14 protein-coding genes are annotated in these 16,936 nt (G+C 61.9%); 9 read left to right on the top strand and 5 right to left on the bottom strand.

Annotation, left to right across the window (positions count from 1 at the left end; genetic code table 11):
- On the top strand, positions 1 to 1,098 hold the full coding sequence (locus ACP7BS_RS06020; RefSeq protein WP_426228878.1) for a 2Fe-2S iron-sulfur cluster-binding protein: 1,098 nt from the start codon (positions 1 to 3) through the stop codon (positions 1,096 to 1,098).
- Between the two features lie 177 nt (positions 1,099 to 1,275).
- A complete protein-coding gene (locus tag ACP7BS_RS06015; RefSeq protein WP_426236922.1) occupies positions 1,276 to 1,491 on the top strand; it encodes a hypothetical protein in 216 nt (71 codons plus the stop codon).
- Between the two features lie 28 nt (positions 1,492 to 1,519).
- On the opposite strand, the gene ACP7BS_RS06010 is transcribed toward ACP7BS_RS06015, so the two are convergent.
- Together ACP7BS_RS06010 and ACP7BS_RS06005 are read right to left on the bottom strand one after the other, a co-directional pair.
- The gene (locus ACP7BS_RS06010) at positions 1,520 to 3,142 is read right to left on the bottom strand and encodes a phosphoethanolamine transferase (protein WP_426237458.1); all 1,623 of its coding nucleotides are present in this window, start codon (positions 3,140 to 3,142) and stop codon (positions 1,520 to 1,522) included.
- Positions 3,143 to 3,435: 293 nt separating this feature from the next.
- Entirely contained in the window at positions 3,436 to 4,428 is a 993-nt protein-coding gene (locus tag ACP7BS_RS06005) for a glycoside hydrolase family 25 protein (RefSeq protein ID WP_426236920.1), read from the bottom strand.
- A gap of 158 nt (positions 4,429 to 4,586) precedes the next feature.
- Here ACP7BS_RS06005 and ACP7BS_RS06000 point away from each other — a divergent pair, with 158 nt between their 5' ends.
- Positions 4,587 to 5,066: a BA14K family protein gene (locus ACP7BS_RS06000; protein WP_426236918.1), complete on the top strand. Its 480-nt coding sequence runs from the start codon at positions 4,587 to 4,589 to the stop codon at positions 5,064 to 5,066.
- Positions 5,067 to 5,127: 61 nt separating this feature from the next.
- On the opposite strand, the gene ACP7BS_RS05995 is transcribed toward ACP7BS_RS06000, so the two are convergent.
- Complete coding sequence (locus ACP7BS_RS05995) at positions 5,128 to 6,120, bottom strand: transporter (RefSeq protein ID WP_426228874.1); 993 nt, start codon at positions 6,118 to 6,120, stop codon at positions 5,128 to 5,130.
- Positions 6,121 to 6,324: 204 nt separating this feature from the next.
- On the opposite strand from ACP7BS_RS05995, the gene ACP7BS_RS05990 reads away from it, so the two are divergent.
- The 6 genes from ACP7BS_RS05990 (at position 6,325) to ACP7BS_RS05965 (ending at position 14,547) form a co-directional block, all read left to right on the top strand.
- Entirely contained in the window at positions 6,325 to 8,106 is a 1,782-nt protein-coding gene (locus tag ACP7BS_RS05990) for an acyl-CoA dehydrogenase (RefSeq protein WP_426236916.1), read from the top strand.
- Between the two features lie 58 nt (positions 8,107 to 8,164).
- Positions 8,165 to 8,917 carry a crotonase/enoyl-CoA hydratase family protein gene (locus ACP7BS_RS05985; RefSeq protein WP_426236914.1) on the top strand — a complete coding sequence of 251 codons (753 nt, stop codon included), beginning with the start codon at positions 8,165 to 8,167 and terminating at the stop codon, positions 8,915 to 8,917.
- 317 nt (positions 8,918 to 9,234) lie between these two features.
- Positions 9,235 to 10,332, top strand: a complete 1,098-nt coding sequence (locus tag ACP7BS_RS05980; protein ID WP_426236913.1) for an extracellular catalytic domain type 1 short-chain-length polyhydroxyalkanoate depolymerase — start codon at positions 9,235 to 9,237, stop codon at positions 10,330 to 10,332.
- A 383-nt stretch (positions 10,333 to 10,715) separates the two neighbouring features.
- Positions 10,716 to 12,800 carry a methyl-accepting chemotaxis protein gene (locus ACP7BS_RS05975; protein WP_426236911.1) on the top strand — a complete coding sequence of 695 codons (2,085 nt, stop codon included), beginning with the start codon at positions 10,716 to 10,718 and terminating at the stop codon, positions 12,798 to 12,800.
- A gap of 140 nt (positions 12,801 to 12,940) precedes the next feature.
- On the top strand, positions 12,941 to 14,089 hold the full coding sequence (locus ACP7BS_RS05970) for an Acg family FMN-binding oxidoreductase (RefSeq protein WP_426236909.1): 1,149 nt from the start codon (positions 12,941 to 12,943) through the stop codon (positions 14,087 to 14,089).
- Entirely contained in the window at positions 14,086 to 14,547 is a 462-nt protein-coding gene (locus tag ACP7BS_RS05965; protein ID WP_426236908.1) for a MarR family winged helix-turn-helix transcriptional regulator, read from the top strand. The genes ACP7BS_RS05970 and ACP7BS_RS05965 overlap by 4 nt, the downstream gene beginning before the upstream one ends.
- A gap of 26 nt (positions 14,548 to 14,573) precedes the next feature.
- On the opposite strand, the gene ACP7BS_RS05960 is transcribed toward ACP7BS_RS05965, so the two are convergent.
- Positions 14,574 to 15,824: a class I SAM-dependent RNA methyltransferase gene (locus tag ACP7BS_RS05960; RefSeq protein WP_426236906.1), complete on the bottom strand. Its 1,251-nt coding sequence runs from the start codon at positions 15,822 to 15,824 to the stop codon at positions 14,574 to 14,576.
- Positions 15,821 to 16,627: a TlyA family RNA methyltransferase gene (locus ACP7BS_RS05955; RefSeq protein ID WP_426236904.1), complete on the bottom strand. Its 807-nt coding sequence runs from the start codon at positions 16,625 to 16,627 to the stop codon at positions 15,821 to 15,823. Before ACP7BS_RS05955 ends, ACP7BS_RS05960 begins: the two co-directional genes overlap by 4 nt.
- Positions 16,628 to 16,936 lie beyond the last annotated feature (309 nt).

Here is a 16,936-nt window from a genome sequence, read left to right as displayed (position 1 = left end):
ATGACGATTGCCTCATCCTTCCGGCACTTTGACGAGTTGCAGCCGTTCAACGACCGGCAGCAGCTCCTGGAATGCATCTCCGTCACCGCCGAAGGGCCGGACGTGATGACGTTCGGCTTCAAGGCCGACAAGGACAGCTGGTTCCGCTATCTGCCGGGCCAGTTCGTCACGCTCGAGCTGCCGGTTAAGGCGGACGATCCGGTGATGCGCACCTACACCCTGTCCTCGACGCCGTCGCGGCCGTTTTCGGTCGCCGTCACCGTCAAGGCGCAGGCGTCGAGCATCGGCACGCGCTGGATGTTCGAAACCCTCAAGCCGGGCATGAAGCTGAAGGCCTTCGGACCGCTCGGCGACTTCTCCTTCGTGCGTCATCCCGGCGAAAAATACCTGTTCATCTCGGCCGGGTCCGGCATCACGCCGATGATGTCGATGACCCGCTGGATGGCCGATTGCGCCCCGCAGACGGACGTCTCTTTTCTGTCCTGCGCCCGCCAGCCGGATGATCTCTTGTTCCGTGACGAGCTGGAGAACATTTCCCGCAATATGCCGAACCTCAATCTCGGCTTCATCGTCGAGACCCATGCGCCGCGCCACAGCTGGCACGGGCTGCGTGGCCGTATCGAGACCTCCAAACTCGCCTTGCTGGCACCGGATTTCCGCGAACGCACCGTGTTTTGCTGCGGCCCGGAGCCGTTCATGCGCGGCGTCAAATCGATGCTGGAAAGCGTCGGCTTCGACATGAACCGCTACCACGAGGAGAGCTTTCAGCCGGCCAATGCGCCGGATCCGGCAGAGCTTGCCATTCGCGCCGGGGCAGGCGAAGCGGATGCGGCAGCCGTCTCCACCGTCACTTTTACCATGGCCGGCAAGGACGCCAAGTGTCAGCCCGGCCAGACCATCCTGCAGACGGCGCGCTTGGCCGGCGTGCGCATCGGTGCTGCCTGCGAGGGTGGTTTGTGCGGGACCTGCCGGGTGATGAAGATTTCCGGAGAAGTCGAGATGAACCACAATGGCGGTATTCTGGACGACGAAATCGACGAAGGCTACATTTTGGCATGCTGTTCACGGCCGATCGGCGACGTACAGATCGAGGCATAACGCCCGTTGTGCGGGACAACCTAGCGAGAAAATATGTCGTTTACTGTGAGAACCTGCCCGGCCTCGCCGCCTGCAGGCGGCAGCCTTGAAAAACCATCATAGGGTGTTTCGCGGTGGCAAGCTTCGCGTAAGTTGCGGGGCCTAGCCTCAAGGGGCAATCGATACGGGGCGTGACATATGCGAACCAAAGATCTGACCTATGAGCTTCTCCAGGCCTCGAAGATGAGCGCCGAACGCAGCGACAAGAAGATGCTTGTGTTCCTGATCGAGATGGCACTGCTGGAAGCGGAACTATCCATGCCGCCGGCCATCGATATCAAGCGCACCCACCCGGTCCATATTCCCCAGATACCCCGATCGGGAAAATCGCGTATCGACGTCGGAAATACATGAAACTGGCCGGATTGCTACAATCGCGGTTCTACGATTCCGGAACGGCCGGGCTTGCTACCGCCGTCGAGCGGCAGGCTGCAAACACGTCGAGCGCCGGATTGTAGACCTTGGTGACGACGTTCATCATCCCCAGCACGGTGTGGAACAGGTTGTCGTGCGAGGTCGGCGCATCCGCATAGGTCTGAAGGCATCTGCGGTTGAGGCCCGTCAGCTGGGCATACCGGTCGGAAAACCAGGCGATGAAGGGCACATGCGTCTGCTCCGCAGGGGCAAACATGTACGGCGCGCCATGCAGGAACAATCCGTTCTCGCCGAGCGATTCGCCATGATCCGACATGTAGATCATCGCCCCATCGACGCTGTCCTGGTGTTTCTTCAGAAGCTTGATCACCTCGGCGAGGTTATGGTCGGTATAGAGGATCGAATTGTCATAGGCGTTGACGATCTCCTCGCGCGAGCAATCGGAGAGCTGGGGCGTGCGGCAGTCGGGCGTGAAGCGCCGGAATTCTTCCGGATACCGCTGATAATAGGCCGGACCGTGACTGCCGAGCTGGTGCAGCACGATGACGGTATTCCTGGTGATGCCGCCAAGCTTTTCATCGAGCTTGCTCAGGAAAATGTCGTCCAGGCAGCCGTCATCCCTGCAGAGCGGGCTGTTTTTCTGTTTGGTCAGGCTGGCAAAGCTGATGAGGTCGGCGATACCCTTGCTGCCGGTATTGTTGTCCCACCAATAGCCGTCAACGCCGGCGCGGCGCAAAACGTCCATCAGCGTGTCGGTGGACCGGGCCTTGCGGTCGGAATAGTCTTTTCTGCCATAGACCGAAAACATGCAGGGCAATGAGACGGCCGTCGCGGTTCCGCAGCTGGTGGTTTTGGTGAAGTTGGTGACGCCAAGGGCTTTCAGTTCCGGGTTGGTCTCCCTGTCATAGCCATTCAGCGAAAAGTTCATGGCGCGCGCAGTTTCACCGGCGACGATGATGGTGACGACGGGTTTCTTCGCTTGTGCGTAGATCGGGCCGAGCTTGGCGTCTGTGCCGAGCGGGGCGCGGACGATACCGATCTCGCGATAGGTGCTGACCCCGAGGCCAATCGCCGAGGTGATGGCCGCAAACGGCGTCAGCTTGGCCATCATGTCGCGATGTTCTCGGATATTCGAGGATATCCCCGAATAGTTCGACACGATCAGCCCGACGCACAGCGACAGGCAGAGCGAAATAACCGCGACGTTCACGAAGAACTTGCCGATGAAGGGACGATGTCTGATCCGGATCAGGCAGACCAGCGCCGATGGCAGGATGCCGTAGAGGAGGATGTGCAGGAGAAACGTGCCGGTGATCAGCGGACCGGCTTCCTGCGGTGTCGTCACCACGGCGTTGCGGATCATGTCCTTGTCGATCACCACGCCGAAGAAATCGGTATAGTAGGAGGACATCGCCCCGGCGATGAGAAGGAAGACCAGAAACGGCTTGATCAGGTACTTGACCGAGAACAGCACGACGCCAGCAATGACAAGCAGGGTGATCGCCGCGACGAACGTATAGAAGCCGAGGTGGAAGCCGCCGAACACATAGAACGCTTCGTTCCAGAATGTCAGGTTCTGGAAAAGGAGAATGAAAAAGGCGGCCGACAGGCTGAGCGGGATGCTGCCCATGACGGGCCGCTTCAGTGAGCGAAAATTCAAGGCAGGCTCCGGCAATCAGGGCAGGGAGGGTGGCGATCCCCTTTTTTGCGCTCGTCTGCTGACAGGAGGCTGAACGTTGGGGCCCGGCTGTTTCGGCTGAAAACGCCTGCAAATCCGAAGAGAAAAGTCAGGCTGAACAGCTCAGCGGCGCAGCCTGACGGGAGCGTCAGCGACGGTTCGTTAAAAAAAAGGGCGGACAGGGTCACCCCGGACGCTGCGTTTCGGCTCGTAGTGTAATGTCAGTTGCACCGCATTGGCGATGGCTAGCGAAGGCCCAGCGGAATCGATATTTTGGCGATCGATCCCGTCATGGTCATATCAATGCTTATGCCGGCGCCGGAGAAGGATTCCGCTTTGCCCGAGGCGATCAGCACAGGCTTGTCGAACGGTTTCTCCGGCAGCAGTTCGCCTTTGGCCCAGATCGCCTTCAGCGCCTTGGCATCCATGGCCGCGACATTGACGTCGATATCCGGGAGGGTTCCGGCGACGCGGTAAGGGCAGCGCTGCTTGCCGCAGTTCGGACCGGCGGAGAACTGCCAGAGCGCGTAATCGTTCCAGTTTCCCATCGGGAAGACATTGCGGATGCCGGGCTTGTAGCGGGCATACCACAGCGGTAGCCGCGACAGGATCGGGAACCGGTCGCGATTGGCAGCGATGTATCTGGCGGTGGTGTGATTGGTATAAAGTATCGGATAGCGGCCGGTGCGGGTCATGATATGGCCGGCAAAAATCGCGGCATCTTCCAGCGACATGTATTTTTCAGGATCGATGCCCTCGATGTCGAGCGCCATCAGTTCGTCGTCGCGCGGCTGGGCATAATCGAGGAAGTGATTGGCCTGGTCGACCGGATTTCCGGGCCGGGCAAGGTGGTATGCCCCCCAGAGCAGGCCGCTTGCGCGGGCGATGAGCCGGCGTGTCTGGTAGAGCTCGCGGCTGACGGCGTATTTGCGCCACATCGTCTTGCAGTGGGCCACGGTATCGCCGGCGTGATCGCCGGTACAGTCAAAACTCTCCGGCAGTCCGTCGGATGCCTTGGAGATGAACCCGGCAATGCGCTTGTCCTTCAGCATCGCGTCCCAGTCGATGATGTTGAGTTCATAGGCATCGATGACAAGCGCGTGGTCAGGTGATTTCCATGGCATCAGATCGCGTGCCGATGTGTCCGGGATCAGGCCGCCACCGGAAAGCAGCGCGACGCCGAGACAAGCGGCGAGGCGGAAAAACTTGCCCAAGCGTGTGGTCCGGCGCTTTTCCATGTCACGAGGGTGCGGAAAGATGGTTAACCGAGCATTAACACGTCTGGCGCGTATTCCGTGAACGTGTTTAGTTGCAGTGTGCCGTGGAACAAAGACCGCCGCAAATCGTTCCATCGGCACGACAATATCGTCCGATAGCAATTGATGGAGGAGCCCCAATGGGTGTTTTCAAATTAAGGGTGGCATCGCTGGCACTGTCCGCTGTGTTGCTGGCCACGTCATTTACGCCTTCGCAGGCCGTCACCCAGGTTCCCGTCCCGGTCGCGGCTGAACGGGCGAATGTCGAGCCCGTCCAATACACCCGCCGAGGCGATGGTCAGTACCGGCCGCGCTACACCAACCGGCGCGTCTATAACAATAGAAATGGCTATTATCGCCGGGGGAGCTATTCCTACTACAACGGCCATCGGGGTTATAATTACTACCGCCCCGGTTACCGCGAATATAATGGGGTGTGGTTCCCGCTTGGCGCCTTTGCGGCCGGCGCGATCATCGGCGGTGCGGTCGCCCAGCCACCGGTACGCTATGGTGGCAGCCATGTCGAATGGTGCGCCAACCGCTATCGCAGCTACCGCGCCTACGACAATACCTATCAGCCGAACAACGGCCCGCGCAGGCAGTGCAACTCGCCCTACTGATTCGACGATCTGATCAGCACAAACTCAGGCCGGGGATTTATCTCCGGCCATTTTCATGTCGTCATAGAATTCCGATCCGCTTCAGGATCGTCCAGGCGACGCCCATCGACATCATGATCAGAAAACCTGCGAGCAAGGTGCCATGAATGCCTTCGGCAAAAGGCAGGCCGCTGGTGTTCATGCCGAAAAAGCCGGTGACAAGGGTGGGCGGCAAGAGGAAAGCGGTCATCAGCGAGAGAATGTAAAGGTGGCGGTTGGTTTCCGAGGAGAGCTTGCTGTCGATCTCTTCATGCAGCAGGCGGGCGCGTTCCTGCAGCGCGAACACATCCCGGTCGACCGCTTCGAGCCTGTCCGACAGTCGTTCGGCAACGTCGATAAAGCCCTCCGGCACTTCGTCCTCCTCCGAGGTGCCGGCTCGCCGCAACAGCGCCAGCAACGTGCGCAGATGCCGGTGCAGACGAACGGCGGTTCGCCGGAGCGGTGCCAGCCGCGGCTGGTGGTTGTGTCCCGCCTCGCCATAGACATCGTCCTCGATGACGTTGAGATCTTCGGTCAGTTCCAGCACCAGGCTGATCAACGTGCGCTGGAATTCCACCACCATCATCTCGAACAGATCGATCGGCCGGGCGCAGCGGGCATTCTTCTCCACCGCCGCCTTGACCCGGTCGATGCTGCGCAGCGGATGCAGCCGCGTGGTGATGATGATCTTTTCGGTCACGGTGAAATGCAGCCAGCCGATGGTCTTCGTCTCCGCATCGAAGGTGCGTTCGAAATCGACCAGCGTGCCATAGACGATGTCGTCGGAAATGGTCACGGCGGCCTGCGTGTCATGGCTGGTCAGGGTCGACAGCGCATTCTGCGGCAATGTGGTGATGCGTTCGATCAGGGCAGGGGTGCGCGCATCGCTGAGCGCCAGATGCAGCCAGACCCAGCCGTCGCCTTCCAGCAGCGCATCGATGGACGAATCGGCAGCGATCCGCACGCAACGGCTTTCGCCCGGCAGGAAGCGATAGGCCCAGACGAGCCCCGGTATTTCGGTCGAGATCAGATTCATGCGGCATTGTCCCGGGAGAGGCCAGACTTCGCTGTATGCGGGTTTCATGACAGTTTTGTTACAGGCCTGGCCGCCAGCCGTGATAACTGCCACGGATCGAATATTGACGTTTACGTAAAAATCAATAATTTCGGCACCAACGAACACGCCATTGCTGGACGGATGAGCGGCAATGTTGTCAGGTGATTGCAGGAGGAGACGACGATGTACAAGGCACCGGTTGAGGAAATTCTGTTCACGCTGAAGCATGTGGCCGGGCTCGGTGAAGATCTTGCCGCCGGCATTTTCGGCGATCTCGATGAGGATCTGGTCGATGCGATCGTCGGTGAAGCGGGCCGCTTTGCCACGGAGGAAGTCGCACCGCTGGCCGATATCGGCGACCGGCAGGGATCGAAGCTCGTCGATGGCAAGGTGCAGATTCCGGAAGGCTGGGCCGATCTCTATCGCAACTGGGCGGCCGGCGGCTGGAACAGCCTGACGGCGCCGGAGGAATTCGGCGGCCAGGCGCTGCCGCATATGCTGCATATCGCCGCCATGGAATTCTGGAATGCCGGCTCGATGGCCTTTGCGCTGGCGCCGATGCTGACCATGGGCGCTGTCGATGCGCTGGAAAAGCACGGCTCCCCAGCCCTGAAATCAACCTTCCTCGCCAAAATGATTTCCGGCGAATGGACCGGGACGATGAACCTGACGGAACCGCATGCCGGCTCCGATCTCGGCGTCTTGAAGACCCGCGCCGAGCGCCGCGACGATGGCACCTACCGGATTTTCGGCCAGAAGATCTTCATCACCTGGGGCGACCACGAGGTCACCGGTAATATCGTTCATCTGGTGCTGGCGCGGATTGCCGGTGCGCCGGAAGGAACGCGCGGCATCTCGTTGTTCCTGGTGCCGAAATTCCTTGTCAACGCCGACGGTTCGCTCGGGGCCCGCAACGATCTGTTCTGCCATTCGCTCGAACACAAGCTCGGCATCCATGCTTCGCCGACCTGCACCATGGTCTATGGCGACGGCCGGTTCGGCGATGAGAAGGGCGCCGTCGGCTATCTTGTCGGCGAGGAGAACAAGGGCCTCAACTGCATGTTCACGATGATGAACAATGCCCGCCTCGCCGTCGGCATACAGGGCGTGGCGATGGCCGATGCCGCCACCCAGCATGCGCTCAACTATGCCCGCGAACGCACGCAGGGCAAGGCACCGGGCTGGAAGGGCACGGGCATGAGCCCGATCATCGAGCACCCGGACATCGCCCGCACGCTGCTGACCATGAAGGCGCTGACCCAGGGCGCCCGCGCCATCGCGCTGACCTGCGCCCGTGCCGTCGACCGGGCGCATGTGTCGCAAGGCGACGAGGCCCGCCACTGGCAGGAGCGCTCCAGTCTTTTGACGCCGATCGCCAAATCCTTCGGCACCGACGTCGGTGTCGACGCCGCCTCGATGGGCATCCAGGTCCATGGCGGCATGGGCTTCATCGAGGAGACCGGTGCCGCGCGCTATCTGCGCGACGCCCGGATTGCACCGATCTATGAAGGCACCAACGGTATCCAGGCGATCGATCTCGTCACCCGCAAGCTGCCTCTGTCCGACGGCGGCCATGTGCGCGGCTTCATCGCCGAATTGAAGGCCGTGGCCGAAGAGGTCGGTTCATCCAACCTTGCCGATTTCGGCGAAACCGGCAGCCGGCTCGACGATGCGATCGCCGATTTGGAAGAAACCACCGAATGGCTTCTGGCTCGGTTGGCCGAAGGCAAGTCCGCAGATGCCCTTGCCGGTGCGACCGCCTATCAGCGGCTGTTCGGCCTGACCCTGACGGGCGTCTATCTCGCCAAGGGCGGGTTGGCGGATGTGGGTGATGGCGGCCGCGATGTCCGCATCGCGCTTTGCCGTTTCGCCGCCGAAAACCTGTTGGCCGAAACGGCGGCGCTGAAGACCGGCATTGTCACCGGCGCGGCAAGCCTTGCCGGCGCCCGGATCGCACTTGCTTGATGGACCACTTGCTTGATTGAACACTGGCCTGATCGACGCGGGCTTAAAGGAGACGACCATGACCGACGATGTTCTGATCGAGCGCCCCGAAGCCTATCCCGGCGTTCAGGTGATCCGCTTCAACCGGCCGGCCAAGAAGAATGCCATCACAAGAGCCATGTACGCCAAGATGGCCAATGCGCTGACGGTCGCCGGAACCGATGATGCCATCCGCGTCACGGCCTTTCTCGGAACCGAAGGCTGCTTTTCGGCCGGCAACGACATGGCCGATTTCATGGCCTTCGCCATGGGCGGATCGATGGGGCAGGAAGTGATCGATTTCCTCAAGGCGCTGGCGCGTGCGGCAAAGCCCATCGTTTCCGGCGTTGACGGTCTGGCGATCGGCATCGGCACGACCATCCACCTGCATTGCGACCTGACGATCGCCTCGGACCGTTCGATCTTCAAGACGCCCTTCGTCGATCTGGCATTGGTTCCTGAAGCGGCCTCCAGCCTGATCGTCCCGCGCATCGCCGGTCATCAGCGCGCCTTTGCGCTTCTGGCTGCCGGCGAACCATTTACGGCCGCTGAGGCGCAGGAGGCCGGGCTGATCTGGAAGATCGCCGGTGCCGACGCCATCGAGGAAGAGGTGCTGTCGCTGGCCGCAAGCCTGGCAAGGAAGCCCCCGGAAGCCCTGCGCATCGCCCGCGACCTCATTCGCGGCGACCGCTCCGACGTGCTCGCGCGCATCGACGAGGAGGCAAAACATTTCGCCGCGCAATTGAAAAGCGCCGAAGCCCGCGCCGCCTTCGAGGCCTTCATGCGCCGCTGATTGGCGGCCGTTTGCTTGACATGAGTTGAGAGCCTGCGGCCACACCCCCCTCTGTCGGCGACGCCGACATCTCCCCCACAAGGGGGGAGATTGGCCGTTTGCTCGGTGCGTCACTTACTTGATGGTAATAAGGGACAAGAATGATCTCCCCCTTGTGGGGGAGATGTCACGAAGTGACAGAGGGGGCCACCGGGCTCCGAAGCTGACCGTAGAATAGTCCAATCCGACCTTGCCGGAACGCCGGAGAGACCCATATAGCGTCGGGTGTGTGGAGGAATTTCGGCATTGGAGGCATGCCGCCAACCAAGGATTCGTCCATGCGGTCTCGTTTCGGTTTTTCCCTGTCCGATATTTTCAAGCAGCACCGGCGTTGGGAAAAGACCATCGCAAAGGCCGCCAAGGCGACGCGCAAGGCGCTCGCCTCCACGGCTTCGCCAAAGACATCGGCATCGAAACCGGCGGCAAAGCCCCGGCCGGCGGCAAAACCGGCTGCGGGGCTGCAGGAGGTCAAGGCGTTCGGCAGCAATCCCGGCCGCCTGCGGATGTTCCGTTATGTCCCTGCGGACCTGCCGAAAAAGTCGCCTCTCGTCGTTGTCCTGCATGGCTGCCACCAGAGTGCTGAAGCCTATGATAAGGGCAGCGGCTGGTCGATCTTGGCGCGTGAGCGCGGCTTTGCCGTCGTCTATGCCGAACAGAAGCGCTCCAACAACGGCAATCTCTGTTTCAACTGGTTTCGCCCGAGCAACGTCACGCGTGATCGCGGCGAGGTCATGTCGATCCGCCAGATGGTCGCCAAGATGGCGTCTTCGCACGGCATCGACCGCAGCCGTGTCTTCGTCACCGGCCTATCCGCAGGCGGCGCGATGGCGGCGGCCATGCTCGCAACCTATCCCGACGTCTTTCGCGGCGGCGGCGTGATCGCCGGGCTGCCCTATGGTGCCGCCCGTGACGTTCAGCGCGCGCTGTCTGCGATGAAGTCGGCGCCGGAACGTGCAGCCGGGGAATGGGGCGATCTGGTGCGGGCGGCATCGCCGGTAACGCGCGATTTCCCGGTGGTATCGATCTGGCACGGCACGAAGGATCATACGGTGTCCATGAACAATGCGGATGCGCTCGTCCAGCAATGGCTTGATGTGCACGGTCTTGACAGCGATACCTATGCGCAGAACGAAGTCGATGGCCATCTCCACCGCGTCTGGAAGGACGCGTCAGGCAAGATCGCCGTCGAACTTTACCTGATCGACGGCATGGGCCACGGGACGCCGCTGAAGCCGAGGCCGGCATCGCGGGTCAAGGCCGATACGCCCGGCCCCTACATGCTCGATGCCGGCATTTCCTCGTCCATGCATCTGGCGACCGCCTGGGGCCTGAAGAAGCGGCCGCTGCTTACCGCGCTGAAACAGGCGGCCGAATAGAGCCGTTCCAGCAAAAAGTGGGCATCGCGTCCGCCCTTGCGTAAACAAAAAAGCTGGACCGTTTTTGCGATTTTAAAGGCAGGCGGAGGTGGCCCAGGCGGAAAGCCCTTCAAGTCCTCACTTTTCCGGCAATGAAAATTTAACCCTGCCTTAAGCGGCCGCCCGTATGGTCCTGACAATCACAGGTCCGGTCTGCCGGTCTTTGTCGGGCGCATGAGGCGCGCCGTCTGCGCCTCCGTGGCATGTCATCCCATACCCGCAATCCGGAACGGTTTGGCGCGGCAACGCCGCCCGCCGGTCCCGTGCGCGGACCCGTTCGAGCCTCCGCCCGGCGCCACAGCCGGTCCGCATTAGGGAAGTCAGCCTTGAAAAGATCCAATCTCATGACGCGCATTCTTGTTGCCGCGTCCTTTGTCGTCGTTGCCGCCTTTGCCGGCTTTTCCGTCTATATCGACAGCCTCCAGCATGACGTGACGACCCGCGCCGTCGAGGAGAATATTTCCTCCTCCGGCAAGCAGGCCGCCCAGAGCGTCGCCAACTGGCTGAACGGCCGCGTCACGCTGACGGCCATGGTCGCCAATGCCGCTGGCGGTGCCACCGACCAGGCGGGCCTCCTCGGCATCATGAAAAACGATGTTCTGATCAAGGAGTTCATCAGCACCTATGTCGGTGAGGAAACCGGAAAATTCACCAACTGGCCGGTCCAGGCCATGCCGGAGACCTACGATCCGCGCAAGCGCCCTTGGTATCAGGATGTGGTCAAGGCTGATGGAACCGTATTGACCGATCCCTACATCGATGCTTCGCTTGGCGAACTGATCATCAGCGCAGCAGCGCCGGTGAAGAAGGACGGCAAGCTGGTCGGCGTTGCCGGTAGCGATTTCTCGCTGAAGACGCTGGTGTCGATGGTCAAGGACATCGATGTCGGCGGCGAGGGCTTTGCCTTCCTCGTCAACAAGTCGGGCCAGATCCTCGTGCATCCGGATGCCAAGCTGGTCACCAAGACGCTTTCCGACGCTTTCCCGGCCGAGACGCCGTCGATCGGTTCGACGATCATGCAGACCGAACTGGACGGTAAGCCGATGCTCGTCAGCTTCGTGCCGGTCGCCGGTCTTCCTTCGGTCGAATGGTATGTCGGTTTCGTCGTCGATGCCGATCTTGCCTATTCCGCCATCGGCCAGTTCCGGATCGCTGCCACCATCGCCACGCTTCTGGCGGTCGGCGTGATGATCGCCTTCCTCGCAACGCTGCTCAGCCGTCTCGTCATCCGCCCGGTCACCGATATGACCGGCGCCATGGAACGCCTGGCTGCCGGCGATCTCAAGGCTGAAATCCCCGGCCAGGAACGCCGCGACCAGATCGGCTCGATGGCCGCCGCCGTCGCTGTGTTCCGCACCAATGCCATCGAGCGTGCCCGCCTCGAAAGCGAAGCCGAGACCGGCCGTTCGCTGTCCGAGCAGGAGCGCCGCGAGCGCGAAACGCTCAAAGCCAAGGAAACCGCCGATATCCAGCAGGCGGTCGAAGCCTTGGCGACCGGCCTTGGCCGTCTTGCCGACGGCGATCTTGGCTACCGCATCTCGGTGCCGTTCGTCATGCACTTGGACCGCCTGCGTGCCGACTTCAACAATTCGGTGACCAAGCTGCACCAGACGCTGCAGGCCGTTGGCGCCAATGCCCGTGCCATCGATGCCGGCGCCACCGAAATCCGCACCGCCGCCGACGATCTTGCCCGCCGCACCGAGCAGCAGGCAGCCTCCGTCGAAGAAACGGCCGCAGCTCTCGAGCAGATCACCACGACGGTCAAGGACAGCGCCCGCCGCGCCGAAGAAGTCGGCCAACTGGTGGCCCGCACCCGCGCCGGTGCTGAAAAGTCCGGTGAAGTCGTTCGCAATGCCGTCAACGCCATGCAGGGGATCGAAAAATCCTCCGGCGAGATTTCCAACATCATCGGCGTCATCGACGACATTGCCTTCCAGACCAACCTCTTGGCGCTGAACGCAGGCGTCGAGGCTGCCCGCGCGGGTGATGCCGGCAAGGGTTTTGCCGTCGTTGCCCAGGAAGTGCGCGAACTTGCCCAGCGCTCGGCCAACGCCGCCAAGGAAATCAAGGCGCTGATCACCACCTCGGGCGATCAGGTCCGTGCCGGTGTGACGCTGGTCGGTGAAACCGGCCAGTCGCTGCAGGCGATCGTCGCGGAAGTCCAGGAGATCAACGGGCATATCGGTGCGATCGTCACCGCAACGCGCGAACAGTCAGTCGGACTGCAGGAGATCAACACGGCCGTCAACACCATGGACCAGGGCACCCAGCAGAACGCTGCCATGGTCGAGGAACAGACCGCCGCCAGCCACGGCCTCGCCTCGGAAGCCGCCGCCCTCAACGACCTGCTCGCCCAGTTCAACATCGGCGACACCCAGTCGTCGGCGCCGGCTGCAAGGCAGAGCAACTACGCCCGCCGCGCCGCCTGATAACATCAGCCTCGCATCCCAAACACCCGCGCCGGATCTCCGGCGCGGGTGTTTTCGTTTCCATCGCTCGTCCCGATGGGGGTTGCATATAGTTTAGCATTAAACTATATAGTTCTTCATTAAACCAAATGGAGCATGGCATGGCAGCGACACGGCGGATGTTTATGGGCATCGTTGCAGGCGGTGTGGTACTGGCGGCAACCGCTGGCGCTCTTTGGGTTTCCACCCGCGATCCTGTCTCGGCAAGAAGGCCATGGCAGGATGCCGGCCGCCGGGACGCCGATCTCCGGCGCCGGATATTGTCCTTCGCGATCCTGGCGCCCAACCCGCACAACCGGCAGCCCTGGCTTGCCGATCTCGCGGAAAACGAAATCACGCTCTATTGCCAGGCTGATCGCCGCCTGCCGCAGACCGATCCGCACGACCGGCAGATCACCATCGGCCTTGGCTGCTTCCTCGAACTGTTGGCACAAGCGGCGGCCGAGGAGGGATACAGGGCGGACATCGTGCTGTTTCCAAAGGGAGAGCCGCAACCACGGCTGGATGACCGGCCGGTCGCCGATATCCGGCTCGTTCAGGACGCGACGATCGGCGCTGATCCGCTTTTTGCGCATGTCCTGTCGCGCCGCTCGAACAAGGAGCCCTATGATCTTGCCCGGCCGGTCGAGGCGGACAAACTTGCCGAAATTGCCGCCGCCGCCCGCATCTCTGCCATTGGCCGTACCAACGATCCCGCCCGCGTCGAGACGCTGCGACAGCGCGCCTGGCAGGCCTATTTCACGGAGATCACCACGCCGCACACATTGAAGGAGAGCATCGACCTCATCCGCGTCGGCCGCGCCGAGATCGAGGCCAATCCAGACGGTATCGATCTGTCCGGCCCGTTCATCGAGGGATTGTCGATGGCCGGTCTGTTGTCGCGCGATGCCATGCTCGACCAGACGTCATCGACGTTCCAGCAGCAGATTCCGATCCTCAAAGAGCCGGTCGATACGGCAATGGCTTTCCTTTGGTTGAAGACCGCAGGCAATAGCCGCGCCGACCAGATCGCCGCCGGGCGCGATTATATCCGCCTCAATCTCGCCGCCACGGCGGCGGGCGTCTCGATGCACCCATTCAGCCAGGCGCTGCAGGAGTTTACCGAAATGCGCCCGCACTTTCTCGCCATGCGTGAAGCGCTTGCGGTCGAAGAGAATGAAACGCTTCAAATGTTCGTTCGTCTCGGCTACGGTCCGGCTATTGAGGGCGCACCCCGCTGGCCCTTGGACACCCGGATCAGGAGCGCATGACGGCGAGCGAAAACGACCTGCAAACGCTGTTCCGGTTCCTCAACGAAGTCGGCATCGTCGCGCAATTGTCAGCCAATGCGTTCGAGAAGGTCATGCCGGAGGGCATGACCTTGCCGCAATTCGTCGTGCTCAATCATCTGGTCCGGCTGGGGGATGGGCGCACGCCTTTGTCGATCGCGCAGGCGATGCAGGTGACCAAGGGTGCGATGACCAATACGCTCGGCCATCTCGAGGGCAAGCAGTTCATCGCCATCGCCCCCGATCCGCATGACGGCCGCTCGAAGCGGGTTTCGCTGACGGCGGAGGGCAGGGCTGCCCGGGATGCTGCAATCGAGGCTCTTGGGCCGGAATTGCGCGGCATTGCCGGTGAAATCGCAATGCCGGGGATTACTGCAGCGCTTCCGGCCGTCGAAAGCCTGCGCAAGGTGCTGGATACGCGACGCAATCCGAAGACCTGAAGCCTCCGGATCGGCCGGCTGAAAATTCACTTCTCCAGCGTCGCGACGACTTCCACATGCGACGACCACAGAAACTGGTCGATCGGGGTGACCGAAGTGATCCGGTAACCGGCGTCGACGAGGATGCGCAGGTCGCGTACCAAAGTCACCGGATTGCAGGACACCGCGACGATCTTCTTGACGCCGGAGCGGACCATTTCCCTGGTCTGGACTTCGGCACCGGCGCGCGGAGGGTCGAAGACGATGGCGTCATAGACCTTCAGTTCCGAAGCCATCATCGGCCGGCGGAAGAGATCGCGTTTCTCGACGGTGACTGGCTTCAGGCCTTGCGTGTTGCGCGCGGCAAAATCCAGCGCCTTCAGCGGCTTGTCTTCGCTTTCCACGGCATGCACGCGCGCCTTGCGGGCGATGCGCAGCGAGAAGGTGCCCGACCCTGCAAAGAGGTCGATGACGCGCTTGGCCTTGCCGAGATGCGCCATCACCAGTTCGGCCATCGCCTCCTCGCCAGGCTTCGTTGCCTGCGCGAAGCTGCCGGGCGGCGGCGAAACGGAGACGCCGCCGAAATCGATCACCGGTTTGATCGGTTCGACCAGGATTTCGCCGTTGAGGCTGAGACGGGCAACGCTTTTCTGGCTAAGAACGGTTTCGACCGCCATCCGCCGCTGCCGGTCGTCCATCGCCTTGATGCCCTCGAACGAGAGATCGAGGCCGGACAGTGTTTCCAGCACGGTGATGCGGAACGGTTCGGCATTGACCGCCATGGCGTTGGCGACCGTGCGGATGATTGCAAGCCGCGACACGATGCCGGGGCTTGCGATGGGACATTCCGATATGGCGACGATGTGATGGGTTTCGGGCTGGTTATAGCCGAGCAGCAGCTCTTTCTCGGTCCGCCGCGCGGTAAACACCGTGCGCCGGCGCTCGCCGGGATGGGCAAGCACGAGGGGGCCTACGTCGGCCTGCAACGCCTTTGATTTCAGGGCATCGAGAACCAGCTGCCGCTTGAAACCCTGGTAAAGGCTGTCGCTGGCATGCTGCAGGCTGCAGCCGCCGCAGGTGCCGTTCTCGCCGTCCGGTCCGAAATGCCGGCATTTCGGCGCGACCCGCTCGGGCGAGACGTCGGTCATCGACATGACCGTGCCCTTGTCCTTGTTGACCGCCAAAGCGACTGTTTCGCCAGGCAGCGTGAAGGGCACATAGACCGGGCCGTACGGGCCACGGGTGATGCCGTCACCGGATTGGCCGATCTTCTCGATGGTCAGCGTCTCGGTGCTCATTCGCCTTCGTCCTCAGCGGCATCGTCGTCCGAGGCATCGTTTTCATCCAGCGGCTTGTGGCCGGCCAGCAGATATTCCTCGTTGCCGTCACCGCCTGCGATCGGCGAGGGGATGAGGCCGAGGCTTGTCCAGCCCATGTCCTCAACAAGCCAGCGTTCCAGTTCGGCCGCCACCGCAGGCGCAGTTGAAGGATCTTTCAGCAGGCCCGCCTTGCTGATCGCCTCGCGGCCGGCTTCGAACTGCGGCTTGACGAGAAGAATGCAATGGGCGCCGGGCTCGGCAAGATCCAGGGCCGGCGGCAGCGCCAGTTTCAGCGAAATGAACGAGACGTCGGACACGATGAAGGAAATCGAGCGGCCATCAAGATTGTCCTCGTCCAGCACGCGGGCATTCAGACCCTCGATATTGGTAACGCGCGGATCGGCCTCCAAGCGCGGATGGAACTGGCCGTGGCCGACATCGACGGAAATGACATGGGCAGCACCATTGTGCAGCAGGATTTCGGTGAAACCGCCGGTCGAGGCGCCGATATCCAGACAGTCCAGTCCTTCGGGCGACAGCTTGAAATGCTCGAGGCCCGCCTTCAGTTTCAGCGCCGCGCGCGAAACATAGGGCTGGACGGGATCGTCGATGGCGATCGTCACATCCTCGGGAAAGGTCGAGCTTGCCTTGGTGACGACTTTGCCGTTGACGGTGACGGTGCCACGCTGGATCGCATCGCGGGCGCGCGAACGGCTGGCGACAAGCCCCAGGTTCAAAAGCAGCTGGTCGAGGCGGACGGAGGTTTTTGGTTCGTTTGACATGGGTTCTCATGGCGCGTCAGGCCCGGGATGGCAAGGGCCATGCGGCCGGGCGCGTTCAAATAGTGCCGAAACAGGCTCATGGCTGTCCTGATCCTGCAGCGAAGGCCGAATAAGCGAGCGCCGCGCGAAGGCTCAGCCGAAATGGCCGATTGCTAAAATTGTATCGGCAGCATCAGGCGGGAAAGGAACGGTTTTGCTCCAGGACGGGCTGGATGGCGCATGCCGCGACGGTGGCAACCTTGGAAACCAGAGATGAACGGCGAGCGGGAGAACATCCGTGGTCTGATGAGCTTATAACGGTCGGCCAAC

The sequence above is a fragment of the Pararhizobium sp. DWP1-1-3 genome, assembly GCF_049896125.1.
Classification (GTDB): Bacteria; Pseudomonadota; Alphaproteobacteria; order Rhizobiales; family Rhizobiaceae; genus Pararhizobium.
The sequence above is the reverse complement of the archived record's forward strand: the minus strand, read 5'-3'. Positions and strand labels throughout refer to the sequence as shown.